Below are 14,293 nucleotides of genomic sequence, written 5' to 3' on the forward strand. Positions count from 1 at the left end.
AGAGCCGACAGATCCCGTTGAGGACCCTGAGTCAGTCAGGCGTTGGGTCAGACCCCGCCGGGGAACGCTCACGTACATCCTCACTGTCAGGCGTGCTTCGGCGGACGTCCGGGGCGGGGGGCCATGTGGTGTAGCACGGTCGCAAGGTGCGCACTCCTCGACCTTGCGATCTACCCGCTCAAGCACGCGGCTGGACTGCTTCATGGGGACGTATGCAACCCCATGAGAAGTGAGCCGCAGTGGCCGGGGGACGCGGCAGAGCAGGAGTTCTGCGGAGCTCCGTCCCGCTGGCACCCCAAACTTCCGTCCACTCGCACAGGGAGGGCTAGGAGGAGCGACACAGGTACCGCAAGAGCAACGGCGCCAAGCAAAAGGCCGAGGAGAATCCCAGCCCGTCTGCTGATCAGTGGCTTGTTCATGAGATCTCCTGCTCATCGCGGTGAAAGCTTCGCGGGTGGTGGCGCCAACGGGAGTCGATCAGCCCTCCGACCCGCCATACCGCGCCGCTTCGACGCTTAAGAATATACTTCACTTTCACTCGACTCGAAACCCTTAAGCGTCATTGAGTGCAGCCGCCCCTCCATCAGGAACGGCCTCCAGAGCCCGAGGGCAGTCGGTGCCACTTGCTGGCACACAAGGGTGCCTCTGCGGTGGGCGCGAGCGGCCGGCACGCGGAAGTGACCGCGAGTTCATTTCGGCCGTCACGCTTCCTCAGGAACAGGAGCTCCCAGGAAGCGCGACGGGATCTCGGCGAGCGCGCCCTGGATGGACCCTCACCCCTGTGCACCGCCTGGCGGTGCGACAGCCGGCCGCCCCCGACTGTGGGCAGGGGAGACCGCGACGGGAGAGCCGGAGCGCCTCTACGCAGACTCGAACCCCGACTTCCGGAACCGGTCCGGCACCCTAATCGCAGGACGACAGGAGGCGGACCAGTTGCATCCCCATGACGGGGCGGCGCCGCAGGCCCCGGGGAGGGGAGGGGGCCTGCGGCAGGGTTCCTCCCGCCCAAGCGGGGGGGAGGGGGCGGGAGAACCCAGTGAGCCGACGGGATTCGAACCCGTTCCTCCCCCAATCGGGGCGTGCACGCCAGTCACTCCAGCTCCAGGAGGTAGCGACCCTCCCTTCAACCCAGACGCTGATCAGGCGCCCAGGTCCGCATGTGGCCAACAGGGAGGGGCTGCATCTGCCTTCCGGCGCGTCACCCCTTATCCCCGATGACGCTTAACACTATACACCCCCGCTGCGCGAACCGCAACCCTTAAGCGTCAAATAGCTGGATGCATGACCGTCCGCGGTCGAGTTGGCTGCGCGCTCAGCCGCGTCCAAGAGCCTCCTCAGCGCCCGCGCCGCGGACACGAGCTGGGCAGGCATGCAGGTCGGTGACCGTGGCCTGGCACTACGCCGCGCCCAGGATCTCTCCGGGGCGCAGAAACCGCCCAGTGTCGATGAAGTGCTGGCGGGAGGCCGATGACAGGGTGTCGTAGTCCCCGTAGGCGCCCGGGGTCGGGTCGCAGCCGCACGTACAGGGGGACATCGCCCCGCCCTGGCCGGATCGGGTGAGGTGGCAGCCACCACAGGCCTCGGTGCCGCTGGTATTGGTGAAAGCACAGGCGCACGTCCAAGGTGCCGGCTGCTGCCCTGCCGCGGTGGTGTGGTCGATCACGTGGACATCCTCCATTGCCGGATGGTTCTCGGTGTAGTGGTAGTCAGTGGGATGCCCCGGTGGGGGCCCGCCCGCAGGCTGCCCGTCGGAAGGTCACGGCCTGTTGGCAGCGGGCGCAGATTGGGTCGGGCCGCGCGCGCCACGCAGGGCCCCGGTGTCAGTCGGCCTCGGTTGTGTCGCACCGGGTGTAGGTGATCTCGATGGGCGGCTGATGCCGCTCACGGATGCTCAGCCGGACAATGCGGCCGTCAGTCGAGGCGAGCCGTCCCTCGCCCACGAGGTGGGTGGTGAGGTCCCGGTACATCTCACCGCTGACGACGGTGGAACGCATGTCCTGCCGGCCGGGCTGCCGGTGGATTTTGCGGAAGAGCGCGCGGTAGTAGGAGCCGTCGTTGGGAAGACCGAGCAGGCCTCCTCCGTCCTGGAGGGTCACCGGGGTGTGGGTGGGGTGGGTCGCAAGCAGTTCGGCCATGAACCGAAGGTGGTCGGCGCACTCGTTGTGGGTGACCGGGACCGGTGGCGGCCCATACATCCGGACCGGCTCGGGCAGCTGCAGGACCAGGCAAGGCTCGCGCTGGTCGCCTTCCGCACTGGCTCGGTCGGGATAGATGGCGCCGTCGCTGCCGCCGTCGTCGAGGCGGATGGCGACCCATCCGGAACGGGAGCTGCGCAGGAAGGCGTGCATCGTTTCGGACATGTGCGCGGCTTGCCGCGCGACCTGCTCACGGGTGTGCATGGGTGGTTCCTGTTGGTGCGGGTTGCCGGCCGGACGGTGAGGGGGCCGCCCGGCCGTCGGCGGATGGATGTTCGTGCCCGTTGCTAGTGCGGGAGCGATGCGGACGGCGGGTGCGGGCCCGCGATCACGATGACCTCGTGCGGGGCGCGCCCGTGGTGGGCGGCGATCTCCTCCTGGGCGGACGTCTCACTGCCGTCCGTCTCGAACAGCCCCTCGCGGATCCCGGAATCCATGGCCGGGATGGCGTAGCGGACGCGGTGGCCGAGAGCGTGGGTGCCCCACACGTCTCCCAGCGCGAGGTGGGTGAACGGGCGGTCCTGCGGAAGGAGATCGCTGCCGTTGCTGGCCCAGAACTTCTCGCGGCCGCCGTCGCCGGGGCGGATGCTCAGCCCGTCCCCCTTGGAGAACGAGGGGATGCCAAGGAAGCGGTAGTGCGCAGCGATCTCGCGATCAGTGCCATCCAACAGCTCCAGATCGCTGTTGAACAGGGTCACGGCGCGCTTGAGCTCTGCTTCGTGGGCACCGTCGTCGGTGGTGTACGAGAAAGTCCGCAGCATCGGGTGGCCCGGCAGGTAGCCATAGAAACGGCCGTCGACGTCCGTGTTGTGCCAGACGGTCAGTCGCATGCGCAGGCTCACTGAACGGTCCTTCCAGGTCGGGCTTCGGCGCGGACCTCGGCCGATTGACGCTTAAGACTATACTCCTTCTCGATATTCGACGCAAGTCTTAAGCGTCAACGGCGGTGAGGTCTCCCGGTCGGCGGGGAAACGGCCGGCCGTCAGCAGCCGCTGTCCGCTGGATCGGGCGGCACGGGCCTGGCCCGAAGGCCAAGGTGGGTGAGGTAGGCGGAGTTCCGGCCTCCGTGATCATGGGGCTGCACCCGCCCCTCAGCGTCGCGGTACTCGGCGAATCCGGCGCCCTGCAGGGCCTGCACGGCGGGCCAGGGGGTCGCTGCCGGGAGCTGGCCCTCGGCGGTCGCCTCCTGCAGGGCCTTCCACTGGGTGGCGGTGAACAGGGCGCGTCGTCCTGCCGAGTTGATGCGGTGGCCGGTGGCGTCCTGAGGGTCGGCCCCGGGTGGAGAGGTGATCCAACCGAGCGTCTTGAGCGAGGCAAGCACGCGCGAGTTGGTATCAGCGGGGAGGCGGCCCTCGTCGTCGGCGAGGGCCCCGGTCAGGGCGAGGCGCTGCGCCCGGGTGGGGGGCTTGGTGGTGTCGGGGGTTATGTCGGTGTCCTTCCGTGTGTGCGAAGCCTGGTGCCCGGCGTGGCCGGCTCCTGCGTCAGGGGAGCCGGGTGCCGGTCTCGGAGGCAATGGCATGGTGGTCGTGGACGACTTCGCGCGGCGGGTAGTTGCAGCTGCTGCCGTGCTCGGTCTCGCGGCAGTGCACGTGTCCGTTGCGGGCGGCGCGCACCACTCGGGCGGGGTACTCCTGGAGGATCCGGCCGTCCGGGGCCTCCTTGCGGATGGCGACGGGCTCGTCCGGCACAAGGACCCTGAGCGGTTCGCGCCCTCGCCAGTCGGCGCTGCGCAGCCGCGCCTTGCCGTCGGGGCCGCAGTCGACGGTGACTGTCCGGGTGGTCACGCTGGTGACGGTTCCGGTGCGCCGGTGTACGCCGCGGCCGCCGAATCCGGTGTCGCGGGTGAGGAAGCGGAGTCGGTCGCCGACGTGGACGTCGCGGAGGTCGACCGTGACGGCGATCTCGTACGCGTGCGGGGAGTTGAACATCGCGTCGAGGTCCTTCGTCATGCGGTCCGTGAGCGTACGGTGCGGTGTGCGAACACGGGGGCCAAGGCGTCGGCGACGGAGGCGGTGAACTGGTGCGCGGCCTCCCGCTCGGCCTCGGCGTAGGCGGCGGCGAACGTGTCCGCATGCTGTTCACCGCGGCTCGCCACCACCCGCAGGGCCTGGGTCAGTTGTGCTTCCGCCTGGCGGACGACCCGCTGCACGGCCTCCTGCTCTCCGTGCCCGGGCTCGTGCTCGACGCCGTCGACGCAGCCGGCGTAGAACTGGGCGCGGAAGACGGCGATGGCGTGCGCCTTGAAACGGCCGGCGGTGGGCAGCCAGGCCGGCCGGGGGCGGTGCTGGACGTCGTGGCTGCCCTCGAGCACGGTGGCAGCCGTGCTGGAGTTCTGGGCCTGGTCGTGCTCGGCCATGGCCCAGATCGCCGATGCGGCCCGGGCGGTGTAGTGGTGGTGCCGCTCCTCCCACGTCAGGGGCTCGGGTGCCTCGAAGGGGACGTTGCGGGCGCAGTCGAAGCGCTCGATGCGGAGTTGGCCGGGGGCGAGCAGGGGCACCAGGTCGCGGTCGCTGGCGCCGTAGAGGCGGGCGACGGCCTCGGCGACCGAGCCGACGGCGAACCGGCGTGCGCGGACGCCGCGGGGAAGGTCGCTGGCTTGGGGGCAGTCGCAGCCGATGGTGTGGACACCGAACCCGCCATCCATGGGGACGAGCGCAATGGGGAACTCCGGCATGCGCATGGTTCCTTTCTGATGAGTCGAAGCGCGGACCGAGGTCGATGGAGCGCGCTCAGTCCCGCCGCAGTGCGCCGGTCAGGTGGTCAGCGGGAGGTCGAGGCCAGCGTCCTCTTCGGCCACCTCGGCCCACGTGACGACCTCGTGCCGGTGCCCCGGCACGCACGCAGGCGCTTCCTCGCCGGGGGCGAGGTCGAAATACGGCTCGGTCTCTCCCGGTGAGGCGGGGCTGACCAAGGCACGTCCGCAGAACTGACAGAAGGGCAGGGTGACGGCGGGGGACGACACAGCGGGGTCTTTCGTGGCGGGAACTGGGTGCAGGCGACCGACACTGACCGGTCCGTCGACTGCGGCGGTGCAGGTGCGTTGAGTGCTCACGTTCAGGGGCTCCCGGGCGGGTCGTGGTGCGGTGCCGGCACTGTCGCCGACCCTCTCGTCTGACGCTTAAGATCTTACGTGACCCGAAGCCTGAGTGCAAGCCTTAAGCGTCAGAAGGCTCACACGGAGCGGGTTACCGCATTGACGCTTAAGGCTTGCATTGCACATCACCCTGCCTGTATAGTCTTAAGCGTCGCCACGGCGGGGGTCCCGCCACTGCACCAAAGGAGGAACCGTGTCTGTCGCCGCCTTCGCCACCAAGCCCCTGACCGCCGCCTACCTGGCGCTCCGGCTGCCTGCTGGCACCGAGGTGACGTACCACGGGACCGCCACCGAAGACCACGGCAGGTGGACCGTGCGACCCTGCTCCTGCGGCCGCTGCGTCCTGGCAGTCCTGCGTGGCCTTCCGGCCACCCGGTACGAGCTGTGGGCCAAGGGGGCCCAGCGCCCCGGCGTGACGCACGTGCGGCACACCTCCGTACGCCCGGTGGTCGGCGAGGACGAGCTGAACGAGACCGTGTGGGCCACCCTGCCGACCAAGTACGTCTCCGCACACCTGCGCACCGTGCTGCGCCAGACCTTCCCTGGCGTGAAGTTCTCCGTGCGCACGGGCCAGGGCAAGCACGCCCACGAGATCACCGTCAGCTGGAGCGGCGGGCCGGGCCGCACGGCCGTCAGCACGGTGACCGCTCCGCTCCTGGCGACCTACGGCGCCGGTCAGCGGCGCCGCCCGCGCGCCGTAACCGTGACCGTGGGCGGCCGCACCCGCAGCGGCATGCCGGTGGCGGCCGCCATCCACCTCAACCGCGCCTGAACGTCAGCCCGCGCACCGCAACCAGTGGACTACCGAAAGGGAACGCCCTTGATGAACCTCGGCTTCACCGGCCTGGCCCTGTACATCTCGATGTACGACACCGGCGCGCTCGTAACGCCGCACGAGGCCGACCGGGTGCGCGCCGAGGCCATCGCCCGCTACGGGTTCGACGGCCTGCGCGGCGAGGCCTTCAAGCGGGCGCTGTTCTGCTCCGCCGCTGAACCGGAGAACCACTGCGCCCGCTTCGCGTGGGCCCAGGCGGCAGCGTCGTTCGTCGACGTGGCCTGAAACACCACAGACAGGGAGTCGATGCCATGAACCGCAGCCTCACCCGCCAGATCCTCCGCGCAGCGCGGCAGACACCAGCCAGCGCCGAGCCGTTCCGGCACCTGGTCGAGGTGGACCTGGTCTTCAGCGAGGCGGCATTCGCGAGCGCTCCCGAGCCGTGGTCCCCGGGGGCCGGCTTCGTCGAGGTGATGGGCGGCGTATGGCTGAGGGACAACGCCGACGCCACACAGACGGCCGTGGTCGCGGGGGTGGGACCGAAGGAACTTCCGGCGGCCGACGGCGGCCTGTGGACCGAGGAGGAGGTATGGACGGTTACGTCCGCGGACCCGGATGTCTTCGCCTACCTGGATGACAAGCCGCACCGAGTTACGTGGGCGCTCGGGCGACCGGACGTGAAGATCGTGCGCGAATCGTACGCGACACACCCGCAGGCTGCGGTGGATGCGTACTGGGAGGGGTTCCACAGGAAGTGGCGGTTCCTGCCCGAGCTGCGCGAGGACGGCCGGTATGCGGTCACGCTGGGGTGCGCGCCGAACGATTCCTGGGAGCACGGCCCGTGGCCGCTTGCGAGGGCTTGCGGGCGCCTCATGGGTGCCCTCGGCGGGCGTGCCACGGTCCGCAAGACGGTGAATCCGGATGCGCACCGGTGGGTGGTGCCGGAGTGCGTGACGCGGATGGGCAGCGTCCCGGTTGGGTGACCCCTCCGAGCTATGACGCTTAAGGCTTGCACGCAGGACTCCTTGCGTGTATAGTCTTAAGCGTCAATAGGGCGGGGAACACCCCGCCCGCCACCTCTAGGAAAGGGCAGATCGTGCAGGAGCTGCGCCTCATCGACGACAACGGCTACCTCGTCATCGTCCCCGGTCACGACACCGTCATCGTCCTGGACGACGACGCCGACACCACCGAGGCCGAGGCGCAGCTGCGCAAGATCGCCGAGATCGACGCGGACATCTGGCGCGGCGTGGCCCGCGAGCACGCCATGACCCTGGGCGGTGAGAACACCGTCAACGGCCGCCTCGCCCTGGCCAAGGTCCGCCAGTACGACGCGCGCAAGTACACCATCCGCCGCACCACCGTCTGACCGGACCGGCCCCGCGCTCCGGCGCGGGGCCCCGGCCCGCCGCCCCCACGGCGGCTGCTCCACTCCGAATGACGCAAGGAAGGACGCAGATGAGCCCCGACGAGCGCCGCAAGACCATCCGCGAACTGGCCGCGAAGGCCAGCCGGGACCAGCTGCTCACGGCAGTCCTGGACGCGCTCGCGGACACCGAGTCGGCGCAGCGGGCCCTCGACTACGACGATTTCGGCATCGGCGGCTGTCGAGACGGCAGGGTCGTCGAGGCCGAGTACGCGGCGCGCTCGGGCGTCGGCGACGACGTCGAGCGGAGCATTCTGACCGCGCTCAGGGGATGAGGCGCGGGCTGCACACCGCGCCCCTCCCCCCTTGACCGCACTGCCGGTTTCGACCGTACGGAGCACCATGAACGCCCAGGACGCGACCGCGTACCGGCACATCATCGCCACCTCGCCCATCACCGTGGATCTCGGCAACGGGTACCAGGGACTCACCAATCCCGCCTGGTGCGGCTGGTACGGCAAGGGCATCACCGGAGCCCACCCGTACGGCGGCTACCGCAAGGTCGTGACCTGCCCGGACTGCCTTCACCTCGACGACTGCGCGGACTCCGGCTGCCCCGACCCCGCTCACGACTAGTCCCCAACCTCGCGCATCCCAGCGCCGCACCCGGAAGAGACAACCGCCTTGTCCAACGACCCGATGGCCCAGAACGTGCCCTGGGACGACTATCCGATGCGCCGCTCGGCCGACCCGGCCAAGAGGGACATGGAGCTGATCCATGACGCGTGCGGCGAGCACCTGTGCGATGTCGAGCACGGCGACACCCTGCCTGTGCTCGCGGGCGTGGTGACCGACCACGACGCGGCGTGCCCGCACAGCCGAACCATGCGATGACCGGTACGGCACCAGAGCCCGCCCACCCCTACGCCCTGCCCACCCCCGAGGAGTCCGTTGACAACCGCTCACACCACCGCCGCCGACCGGGTCGCCGCACTGCGTAAGTACGCGGCCGCCACCGGCGAGCCGCTCGACCACCTGTCCGACCTCGAGGTCCTCAACGCCGGATTCGACATGCTGCAGGCCGACCACATCGCCACACGCGACCGGTACATGGGCCTGCTCACCTCCCTGCGTCAGCACGACGAGGCCGTCCGTGACGCCGTCACCCGCGAATTGACGGACCGTGCCGACCTGGTCGTGGCGCAGGCCGTCCGGCACACGAGCTACGAGCTCACGCGGATCCTGGACGCCGTCGAGGCGCTGCCCGAAAGGCCCGGCACCGACCACGTCGCACGGGTGAAGCAGATCGCCGCGAGCGCCCGGCACATGATCCGCCTGCTGCGCGAGCAGGACGAGGCGGACGGACGGCCGTGGAAGCCCGACAGCAACCGCGACCTCGTGCACAACGCCCGCAACGTGCTCGGCGTGCTCGCCGAGCGGGACGGCATCCCGGCCGACGAGGTGATCCGGCTCGTCGGCGAGGCGTTGAGCCCGAACGGCAACCTCCGGGACCTGTTCACCGTCGCCGACCAGGGCACCACCGGGACCCGAAGGCGTGAGCCGGAGTTCATGGGCGAGGGGTGGCACGACCGCCGCAGCTACTACGCGTACGAGCCGGGGGGAGACGTCCGGGTGGTGGCCTACAGCCTCGGTGATGCCTGGCACCTGGACCTGTACGAGGGCGCGGGGCGGCTGTTGGCGTACGGCGTCGTCCCGGAGAACAAGGTCGCGGCGCTCGCCCCGGTGCTGGTGTCCCGGGCCCCCGCGTGGTCGGCCGAGAACTCCGGCTACCCCTGGCGCCGCTTCGCCGACACCGTGACCGCCCTCGGCGCTGCCTGATCCGGTCGCAGGCGCGGCCGTCGAAGCCGCCGCGCTGCCCGCCTGTCCCAAGCTGTACGCTGCCCGGCCTGCGCGCCGGGCAGCCCCGCCCCGGAAAGAAGCCCCATGAACCACCGCCCCGGCGTCGGCGTGACACCCGCAGCCACCCGGGCCGCTGCCCCTGAGCCGGCCGTCTGCTCCCGCGCTCCGCTCGTCCCCGGCGACGTCGTCACGCTCACCGCCCGTCCCCTCGCACAGCCTCCGGTGCCACGCCTGGATGCCGCGTTCTTCGCCGTCCCGGAGCGTGTACGGGCAATGGTCGCCCACTGGAGCCGCAGTGAACTGTGCATGGTCGGGAACGTGCTGATGTGCGAGGCGGCCCGGTTGATCGAGGTCGAACTGCTGGCTGTGCTGCGCACTATGTGCGCGCGCGAGCCCGGCGAACCGTCCGTGACACACGTGGAGTTCGTAACCAACCCGAATTACGACGACCAGGTGTACTGGGACGACGAGTCGGTCTACCTCCACGTCAAGGGGCGTGACAAGCCGGTGCCGATCGAGTTCGCGGACGTGAAGGACGGATCGAAGGAGGCCGCGCTGGATGCGCGCTTCTGTGCCCTGCTGGCCGACTACGCCCGCAGCGATCCCCCGAACCACGGTGACCACTTGGTGGTGAACCTCGCCACCGGCGCGTTCGAGCGGTCCGGCAAGTGGTCGCATCTCTGAGGGGGCGCCGTGACTGACCGCAAGGTGTGCGGCGCCCCCGGCCGCGATGAAGAAGAAGGCATCGACGTCTCGTGCGGCCTTCTGCCGCACGGTCCTGAGACGGACCACTACGCCGTGATCATCGGCCGGTACCTGCGCGAGCCGATCGGCGAGATGTGGTGGGCCGCTGCTCCGGCTGAGCCGCATGAGCGCATCCTGCAGATCATCGCCGACACGGTGAACGAGGCGAAGGACTCCGGCGGCATCGGCCTGAACGACGTGGTGGCCCGCCTGTCCGCCGAAGGATTCACGCGGCCGTCCGACGGTCCCTGACCACTGGGCGCACGGCCGCGCTCCTGCGGCGGGCGGGACGCTCCCCTGCCGAAATCCGGTGGCGCGGGTGCCCTGCCGGTCCGCGCACTGGCAGGGGCGTAGGACAGGCGGCGCCGTCGCAACCACCTGCGTCTGCGGAATGTCTCGAGGGTTGGCCGGCGCACACCGGCAACGGTGGCTCCGAATGCCGGACCCAGGTGGACCCAGGTGGACCCAGGACCCAGATGAACGTGTTCACCTGGGGAAACGGCCGGTTGAGGACCCAGGGACCCAGCTTGTACCCCTGCCGGCCGGGGCCGCCGCCCAGACTGCGGGCTATCACACCACCCACCATTCTGACGCTTAAGAGTTGCATCAACGCCAGCCCGCAAGTATTATTTTAAGCGTCACCAAGCCGAGGGGTGGACCGCCGGCTTCCCGTCACGCGGGCCGAGCCCCCCGTGCGTCAGACGACTTCCTCACAACTTGATCCGGAGAACCGTGACCACCTCGTACGCCACCGCACAGCGCATCGGTACCCGTAGCCACCAGTGCGACGCGACCGCCACCGCCACCGACGGCGGCAACCGCGCCTTCGTCCTGCTGGACGGGATCGGCTCGACGGCCAAGGTGCGCGCCTGGACCCGGGACAAGGCCCGCCTGCTTGCCCGGATCGCGGCGCAGACCGGCAGCCCGGCGGCCGCGCTCGCCGCGGTGCGCGCCGTCGTCGACCATGAGGGCCCCGAGCAGCGGCACGACCCCGACAGCGACGACGAGCCGAGCGCGGTGGCGGTCGTGGCGGTGTGGCTGCCCGGCGGGGTGCTGCGCGTCGCCTGGACCGGCGACGCCCGCGCGTACTGGAACGGCAAGCCGCTGACCGTGGACCACAACTGGGCCGAGATCGCGCGCGCCGAGGGCCGCAAGGCGCCGCGGTGGTACCGCAACCTGGTCGCCTCGCACCTCGGCCGCCACCCCGACGACGGCACGCACGGACCCTTGGGGGAGGCGGAGCCGGTCAAGGGCCCCGGACGGCTGGTGCTGCTCTCCGACGGCGTCTACTCCCCCTTCGAGGACCACAGCTGGGACCTGACCGGGGCACTGAGGGACGGGCAGCCGCGCGAGACCGCGGCGCGGCTCGTCAACCGGGCGGTTCGCTCGCCGGATCCCCGTCACGACAACGCCACGGCGCTCGTCGCTGACCTCGGCTGACCCGCTGGGGCGGGGTGCCTGCGCTCCGTACGGCACCCCACCCGCTCGCCGACGCCGGCCACACACGCCGGCGTCCGCTTGTGCTCGTCCGCCGCCTGCCTGCGGCTCTCCCCTCAGTTTGGAAGGTTCTGCATGTCCGTCCTGTTCACCGCCGAGCACCGTCAGGCTTTGGCATATGTGGTGACATGCGGCTGCGCACCGGCCACGGAACAGGCCGCCGTGCTCGGCAGCTACGGCGCGGCCGTACGGGCCGCCGAGGATGCCGAGCGCGCCGGGACGCGCAGGCCCCTGCCGGGCTGCGTCCTGCCGGACATCTGCCCGTACTCCCCACTCCTGGTCGAGCCGCTCGACCCTGACGGCCGCGCCCCGGAGGTCGAGGCGAACAGCGCCAACGCCCAGCTCCTGCTGTCAGCGCTCGGCCTGGACAGCGGCAAGGGTCAGGACGCGTGGGGCCAGATGGCGGCCGACCTCTTCCTCGGGCGCGTACTGATCGCCCTGGCGCTGACGCCCGAGGATCCAGGCGTGCCGTGGACGCAGTCCGGGCGTCACTACGACGGCGGCCGCTCAGCCGGATACCTCCGGCGGCGGCTGCTCGACCTGCACGCCCTGGCCGAGTGGTGCGCGGCTCACGGCCGGGAGGTCTCCTGGGCCTGACCGCCCGGTCCTGCCCCCACTCCCTAGCAATGACGCTTAAGACTTGCATCCGAGCAGCACCGCAAGTAATATCTTAAGCGTCAGCAGGCGGCACGGGGAGCGGCCGCCGGAACCATCCGCAGGGAGTGATCTCATGACCGCCGTCATCGCCGAGCAGACCAACATCCGGATGACGGTGACCGAGTTCGACTTCATCACCTGCGACCAGTGCGGCAAGCGCTCGCCGTTCTTCGACGACGGCGACGACGGCACTCACGACGCCCACGACGCGGGCTGGCACGTGTTCACCAGCGAGTGCGGCTGCCCCAACCTGTGCGGCGACTGCGCCGAGGAGATCTGCGGCGCAGTCGACACCAGCCCCCGCCTGTTCGGAATGCGGGTCATCTGACCCACCCGGGCGGGCCATGCGGCCCGCCCACCCTCGTCGGCCACCTGATCGACCGGCGCCTCGCCAACCAGTCTTAGGAGAACGCACCGTGCCCAGCAGCACCGTCACGACGCCCGCCGTCCCGCGACCGGCCGCACGCCCGTGCGTCACCCGTCACCGCTCACGCGCGTGCCGCCACGCGCTGCACCGTGCCGCACAGGCGTCCGCGCTGGCCGGGGCGGCGCTGTCTCTGGCGACGCCGGGCGCATGGCCGGTGCTGATCCTGGCGGGACTCGTCGTACTCGCGGCGCGCATGCTCCGCTTCGGCCTCAACCCCCGCGCCCGGCGCGGCGAAGCGACCCGCACCGGGTTCGGCTGGTCGGCTGCCGCGACGGTGGGCGATGTGGCGCTGGTCTTCGTGCTGGTGCCGCTCCTGATCGGTTCCCTTGCCTTCCAGGGCGGGCATTTGCCGCTGTCGGCGGTGGTCTGGGCGCTGGTGGTCTACGGCCTGCGCTCGGCCGCGCACCACTGAGCTCCCGCCAGGCCGCGCGGTCCGCCTCTCGGCGGGCGCGCGGCCACGGCTTTCCGGCGGGCCGCCGCGCCCCGGCCACTCCACCCCCGCATGACGCTTAAGACTTGCATACCACGTCGCGTTGAAGTACAGTCTTAAGCGTCAACATGGCAGGAAGTCGCCACCAAGGAGCACGCTTTGACCGCCACGCCGATCCCGCTGTACCGCGTCCACGTCACGGCGCCCGTCTCCTACATCCCCACCGGCCCGACCACCGGCGTGAAGGTCGGTACTCCTACCCCGGGCAGCTTCGACCCGGCCGCGGTTCGGGTCGTCCCGGCCGCGGACATCCGCCCCGGCGACGTGGTGCTGGGCACCTGCCAGCCCCACCACGACCGGCGGACCCTCGCCCCCCTTGACCAGCGCGCCCAGTGGGTCAGCTACTTCACCGGCACGCCCAAGGTCCAGCAGCACGGAGCCCGCCCGTTTGACGCCGGTCACTGCGACTGGTGCGCGCACAACGCCTTCTACATGGGCATCACCCCCGGCAGTGGCCACGTCGTGGTGGACGGCTGCACCGTCTACCCGCCCGGCGCCCTGCTGCTCGCGATCCCCCGCACGCCCGGATGCGCCCGGGCGTCCTGACTGCCGGGCCGCCCGCCCCGCCTGCGGCTGATCCTTCCCCGCCCGGCGGCACGGCCGCCGTCCACCCCCCGCCCCCTGCCGAAAGGAAGCCATGGCCGAGTCGCCCCTGCAGGTCTACATCTACGCCGCCGACGTCACCGACCAAAGGACGGCTCTGCAGATCCTGTCCGAGGCGGGCCTGGAGTTCGGATTCGACCGCACCGACACCCCAGCGACGCTCGCACTGGGCGAGCTCTACGGCACCTACGAGGAGTGGGACGGGCAGTGGGACGAGGTCGCCCGGCGACTGATCGAGCGAGCACCGAGCGCCGTGTTCGAGCTGTGGCAGGACCCATCGGAGGACCGGGACGGCTCTTACGTCGCCCACGTGCCGGCCGTCGGCACCGTGGAGACCGGGTGCGACCTCAACGGCATCCCGCACGTGAACCTGCCCGAGCTCCTCGACCGCTTGTCTGCGCTGCCCGAAGGCACGACGGTCGCCGACTGGCTGAGCGGGGACGGCTCCACCTTCCTCGGGTCGGCCGTACTGCACGCGCTGAAGCCGTACAAGGCCGTCGCCGGCCGCTGAAGCCGCCACAGCGCCGTCTCCTTCGCGTCCTTCCGTCCGCCACCGCCGAGCCAACCCCCAGCCCTGTCTTTGTG

General features: G+C 70.5%; 23 protein-coding genes. 16 read left to right on the forward strand and 7 right to left on the reverse strand.

What is annotated here, in order from left to right; all coding sequences use genetic code 11:
* Window positions 1-1,396 precede the first annotated feature (1,396 nt).
* The 7 genes from ABZV94_RS18085 to ABZV94_RS18115 all read right to left on the reverse strand — a co-directional run bounded on the left by ABZV94_RS18085 (window position 1,397) and on the right by ABZV94_RS18115 (window position 5,157).
* Window positions 1,397-1,678, reverse strand: coding sequence for a hypothetical protein (locus tag ABZV94_RS18085; RefSeq protein WP_356341326.1), 282 nt, complete (start codon window positions 1,676-1,678; stop codon window positions 1,397-1,399).
* Window positions 1,679-1,820: 142 nt separating this feature from the next.
* Window positions 1,821-2,399, reverse strand: coding sequence for a hypothetical protein (locus ABZV94_RS18090; RefSeq protein WP_024127375.1), 579 nt, complete (start codon window positions 2,397-2,399; stop codon window positions 1,821-1,823).
* Between the two features lie 83 nt (window positions 2,400-2,482).
* Window positions 2,483-3,025 (reverse strand): hypothetical protein, encoded by a 543-nt coding sequence (locus ABZV94_RS18095; protein ID WP_356341327.1) that lies wholly within the window; start codon window positions 3,023-3,025, stop codon window positions 2,483-2,485.
* 152 nt (window positions 3,026-3,177) lie between these two features.
* Complete coding sequence (locus tag ABZV94_RS18100; RefSeq protein ID WP_356341328.1) at window positions 3,178-3,516, reverse strand: hypothetical protein; 339 nt, start codon at window positions 3,514-3,516, stop codon at window positions 3,178-3,180.
* A 160-nt stretch (window positions 3,517-3,676) separates the two neighbouring features.
* Window positions 3,677-4,144 carry a hypothetical protein gene (locus tag ABZV94_RS18105; RefSeq protein ID WP_356341329.1) on the reverse strand — a complete coding sequence of 156 codons (468 nt, stop codon included), beginning with the start codon at window positions 4,142-4,144 and terminating at the stop codon, window positions 3,677-3,679.
* Window positions 4,141-4,869 carry a hypothetical protein gene (locus tag ABZV94_RS18110; protein WP_356341330.1) on the reverse strand — a complete coding sequence of 243 codons (729 nt, stop codon included), beginning with the start codon at window positions 4,867-4,869 and terminating at the stop codon, window positions 4,141-4,143. The genes ABZV94_RS18105 and ABZV94_RS18110 overlap by 4 nt, the downstream gene beginning before the upstream one ends.
* Before the next feature lie 78 nt (window positions 4,870-4,947).
* Window positions 4,948-5,157: a hypothetical protein gene (locus ABZV94_RS18115; RefSeq protein ID WP_356341331.1), complete on the reverse strand. Its 210-nt coding sequence runs from the start codon at window positions 5,155-5,157 to the stop codon at window positions 4,948-4,950.
* Between the two features lie 325 nt (window positions 5,158-5,482).
* On the opposite strand from ABZV94_RS18115, the gene ABZV94_RS18120 reads away from it, so the two are divergent.
* The 16 genes from ABZV94_RS18120 to ABZV94_RS18195 all read left to right on the forward strand — a co-directional run bounded on the left by ABZV94_RS18120 (window position 5,483) and on the right by ABZV94_RS18195 (window position 14,219).
* A complete protein-coding gene (locus ABZV94_RS18120) occupies window positions 5,483-6,061 on the forward strand; it encodes an LPD29 domain-containing protein (protein WP_356341332.1) in 579 nt (192 codons plus the stop codon).
* Between the two features lie 51 nt (window positions 6,062-6,112).
* Complete coding sequence (locus ABZV94_RS18125) at window positions 6,113-6,349, forward strand: hypothetical protein (protein ID WP_356341333.1); 237 nt, start codon at window positions 6,113-6,115, stop codon at window positions 6,347-6,349.
* Between the two features lie 26 nt (window positions 6,350-6,375).
* The gene (locus tag ABZV94_RS18130; RefSeq protein ID WP_024127381.1) at window positions 6,376-7,047 is read left to right on the forward strand and encodes a hypothetical protein; all 672 of its coding nucleotides are present in this window, start codon (window positions 6,376-6,378) and stop codon (window positions 7,045-7,047) included.
* A 113-nt stretch (window positions 7,048-7,160) separates the two neighbouring features.
* On the forward strand, window positions 7,161-7,433 hold the full coding sequence (locus ABZV94_RS18135; RefSeq protein ID WP_356341334.1) for a hypothetical protein: 273 nt from the start codon (window positions 7,161-7,163) through the stop codon (window positions 7,431-7,433).
* Window positions 7,434-7,522: 89 nt separating this feature from the next.
* Window positions 7,523-7,765 carry a hypothetical protein gene (locus ABZV94_RS18140; protein WP_356341335.1) on the forward strand — a complete coding sequence of 81 codons (243 nt, stop codon included), beginning with the start codon at window positions 7,523-7,525 and terminating at the stop codon, window positions 7,763-7,765.
* Between the two features lie 67 nt (window positions 7,766-7,832).
* Entirely contained in the window at window positions 7,833-8,066 is a 234-nt protein-coding gene (locus ABZV94_RS18145; RefSeq protein ID WP_356341336.1) for a hypothetical protein, read from the forward strand.
* 48 nt (window positions 8,067-8,114) lie between these two features.
* Complete coding sequence (locus ABZV94_RS18150) at window positions 8,115-8,324, forward strand: hypothetical protein (RefSeq protein ID WP_356341337.1); 210 nt, start codon at window positions 8,115-8,117, stop codon at window positions 8,322-8,324.
* Window positions 8,325-8,381: 57 nt separating this feature from the next.
* On the forward strand, window positions 8,382-9,269 hold the full coding sequence (locus ABZV94_RS18155) for a hypothetical protein (protein ID WP_356341338.1): 888 nt from the start codon (window positions 8,382-8,384) through the stop codon (window positions 9,267-9,269).
* A gap of 105 nt (window positions 9,270-9,374) precedes the next feature.
* A complete protein-coding gene (locus ABZV94_RS18160) occupies window positions 9,375-9,974 on the forward strand; it encodes a hypothetical protein (RefSeq protein WP_356341339.1) in 600 nt (199 codons plus the stop codon).
* Between the two features lie 9 nt (window positions 9,975-9,983).
* Window positions 9,984-10,286, forward strand: a complete 303-nt coding sequence (locus ABZV94_RS18165) for a hypothetical protein (RefSeq protein ID WP_356341340.1) — start codon at window positions 9,984-9,986, stop codon at window positions 10,284-10,286.
* A gap of 480 nt (window positions 10,287-10,766) precedes the next feature.
* Window positions 10,767-11,474, forward strand: a complete 708-nt coding sequence (locus ABZV94_RS18170; RefSeq protein ID WP_356341341.1) for a serine/threonine protein phosphatase — start codon at window positions 10,767-10,769, stop codon at window positions 11,472-11,474.
* 132 nt (window positions 11,475-11,606) lie between these two features.
* Complete coding sequence (locus ABZV94_RS18175) at window positions 11,607-12,128, forward strand: hypothetical protein (RefSeq protein ID WP_356341342.1); 522 nt, start codon at window positions 11,607-11,609, stop codon at window positions 12,126-12,128.
* Window positions 12,129-12,261: 133 nt separating this feature from the next.
* A complete protein-coding gene (locus ABZV94_RS18180; protein ID WP_356341343.1) occupies window positions 12,262-12,516 on the forward strand; it encodes a hypothetical protein in 255 nt (84 codons plus the stop codon).
* A gap of 88 nt (window positions 12,517-12,604) precedes the next feature.
* Window positions 12,605-13,027 (forward strand): hypothetical protein, encoded by a 423-nt coding sequence (locus tag ABZV94_RS18185; RefSeq protein WP_356341344.1) that lies wholly within the window; start codon window positions 12,605-12,607, stop codon window positions 13,025-13,027.
* A gap of 177 nt (window positions 13,028-13,204) precedes the next feature.
* Complete coding sequence (locus ABZV94_RS18190) at window positions 13,205-13,651, forward strand: hypothetical protein (RefSeq protein WP_024127393.1); 447 nt, start codon at window positions 13,205-13,207, stop codon at window positions 13,649-13,651.
* Window positions 13,652-13,742: 91 nt separating this feature from the next.
* Window positions 13,743-14,219 (forward strand): hypothetical protein, encoded by a 477-nt coding sequence (locus ABZV94_RS18195; protein WP_356341345.1) that lies wholly within the window; start codon window positions 13,743-13,745, stop codon window positions 14,217-14,219.
* Window positions 14,220-14,293 lie beyond the last annotated feature (74 nt).

Source organism: Streptomyces sp. NPDC004658 (assembly GCF_040609555.1).
Taxonomy (GTDB): Bacteria; Actinomycetota; Actinomycetes; order Streptomycetales; family Streptomycetaceae; genus Streptomyces.

Coding starts and splice junctions, on each gene's coding strand:
- ABZV94_RS18175 (WP_356341342.1), top strand. CDS start 11,607: ATGTCCGTCCTGTTCACCGCCGAGCACCGTCAGGCTTTGGCATATGTG.
- ABZV94_RS18130 (WP_024127381.1), top strand. CDS start 6,376: ATGAACCGCAGCCTCACCCGCCAGATCCTCCGCGCAGCGCGGCAGACA.
- ABZV94_RS18145 (WP_356341336.1), top strand. CDS start 7,833: ATGAACGCCCAGGACGCGACCGCGTACCGGCACATCATCGCCACCTCG.
- ABZV94_RS18085 (WP_356341326.1), bottom strand. CDS start 1,678: ATGGAGGATGTCCACGTGATCGACCACACCACCGCGGCAGGGCAGCAG.
- ABZV94_RS18110 (WP_356341330.1), bottom strand. CDS start 4,869: ATGCCGGAGTTCCCCATTGCGCTCGTCCCCATGGATGGCGGGTTCGGT.
- ABZV94_RS18140 (WP_356341335.1), top strand. CDS start 7,523: ATGAGCCCCGACGAGCGCCGCAAGACCATCCGCGAACTGGCCGCGAAG.
- ABZV94_RS18090 (WP_024127375.1), bottom strand. CDS start 2,399: ATGCACACCCGTGAGCAGGTCGCGCGGCAAGCCGCGCACATGTCCGAA.
- ABZV94_RS18180 (WP_356341343.1), top strand. CDS start 12,262: ATGACCGCCGTCATCGCCGAGCAGACCAACATCCGGATGACGGTGACC.
- ABZV94_RS18105 (WP_356341329.1), bottom strand. CDS start 4,144: ATGACGAAGGACCTCGACGCGATGTTCAACTCCCCGCACGCGTACGAG.
- ABZV94_RS18125 (WP_356341333.1), top strand. CDS start 6,113: ATGAACCTCGGCTTCACCGGCCTGGCCCTGTACATCTCGATGTACGAC.
- ABZV94_RS18195 (WP_356341345.1), top strand. CDS start 13,743: ATGGCCGAGTCGCCCCTGCAGGTCTACATCTACGCCGCCGACGTCACC.
- ABZV94_RS18160 (WP_356341339.1), top strand. CDS start 9,375: ATGAACCACCGCCCCGGCGTCGGCGTGACACCCGCAGCCACCCGGGCC.
- ABZV94_RS18095 (WP_356341327.1), bottom strand. CDS start 3,025: ATGCGACTGACCGTCTGGCACAACACGGACGTCGACGGCCGTTTCTAT.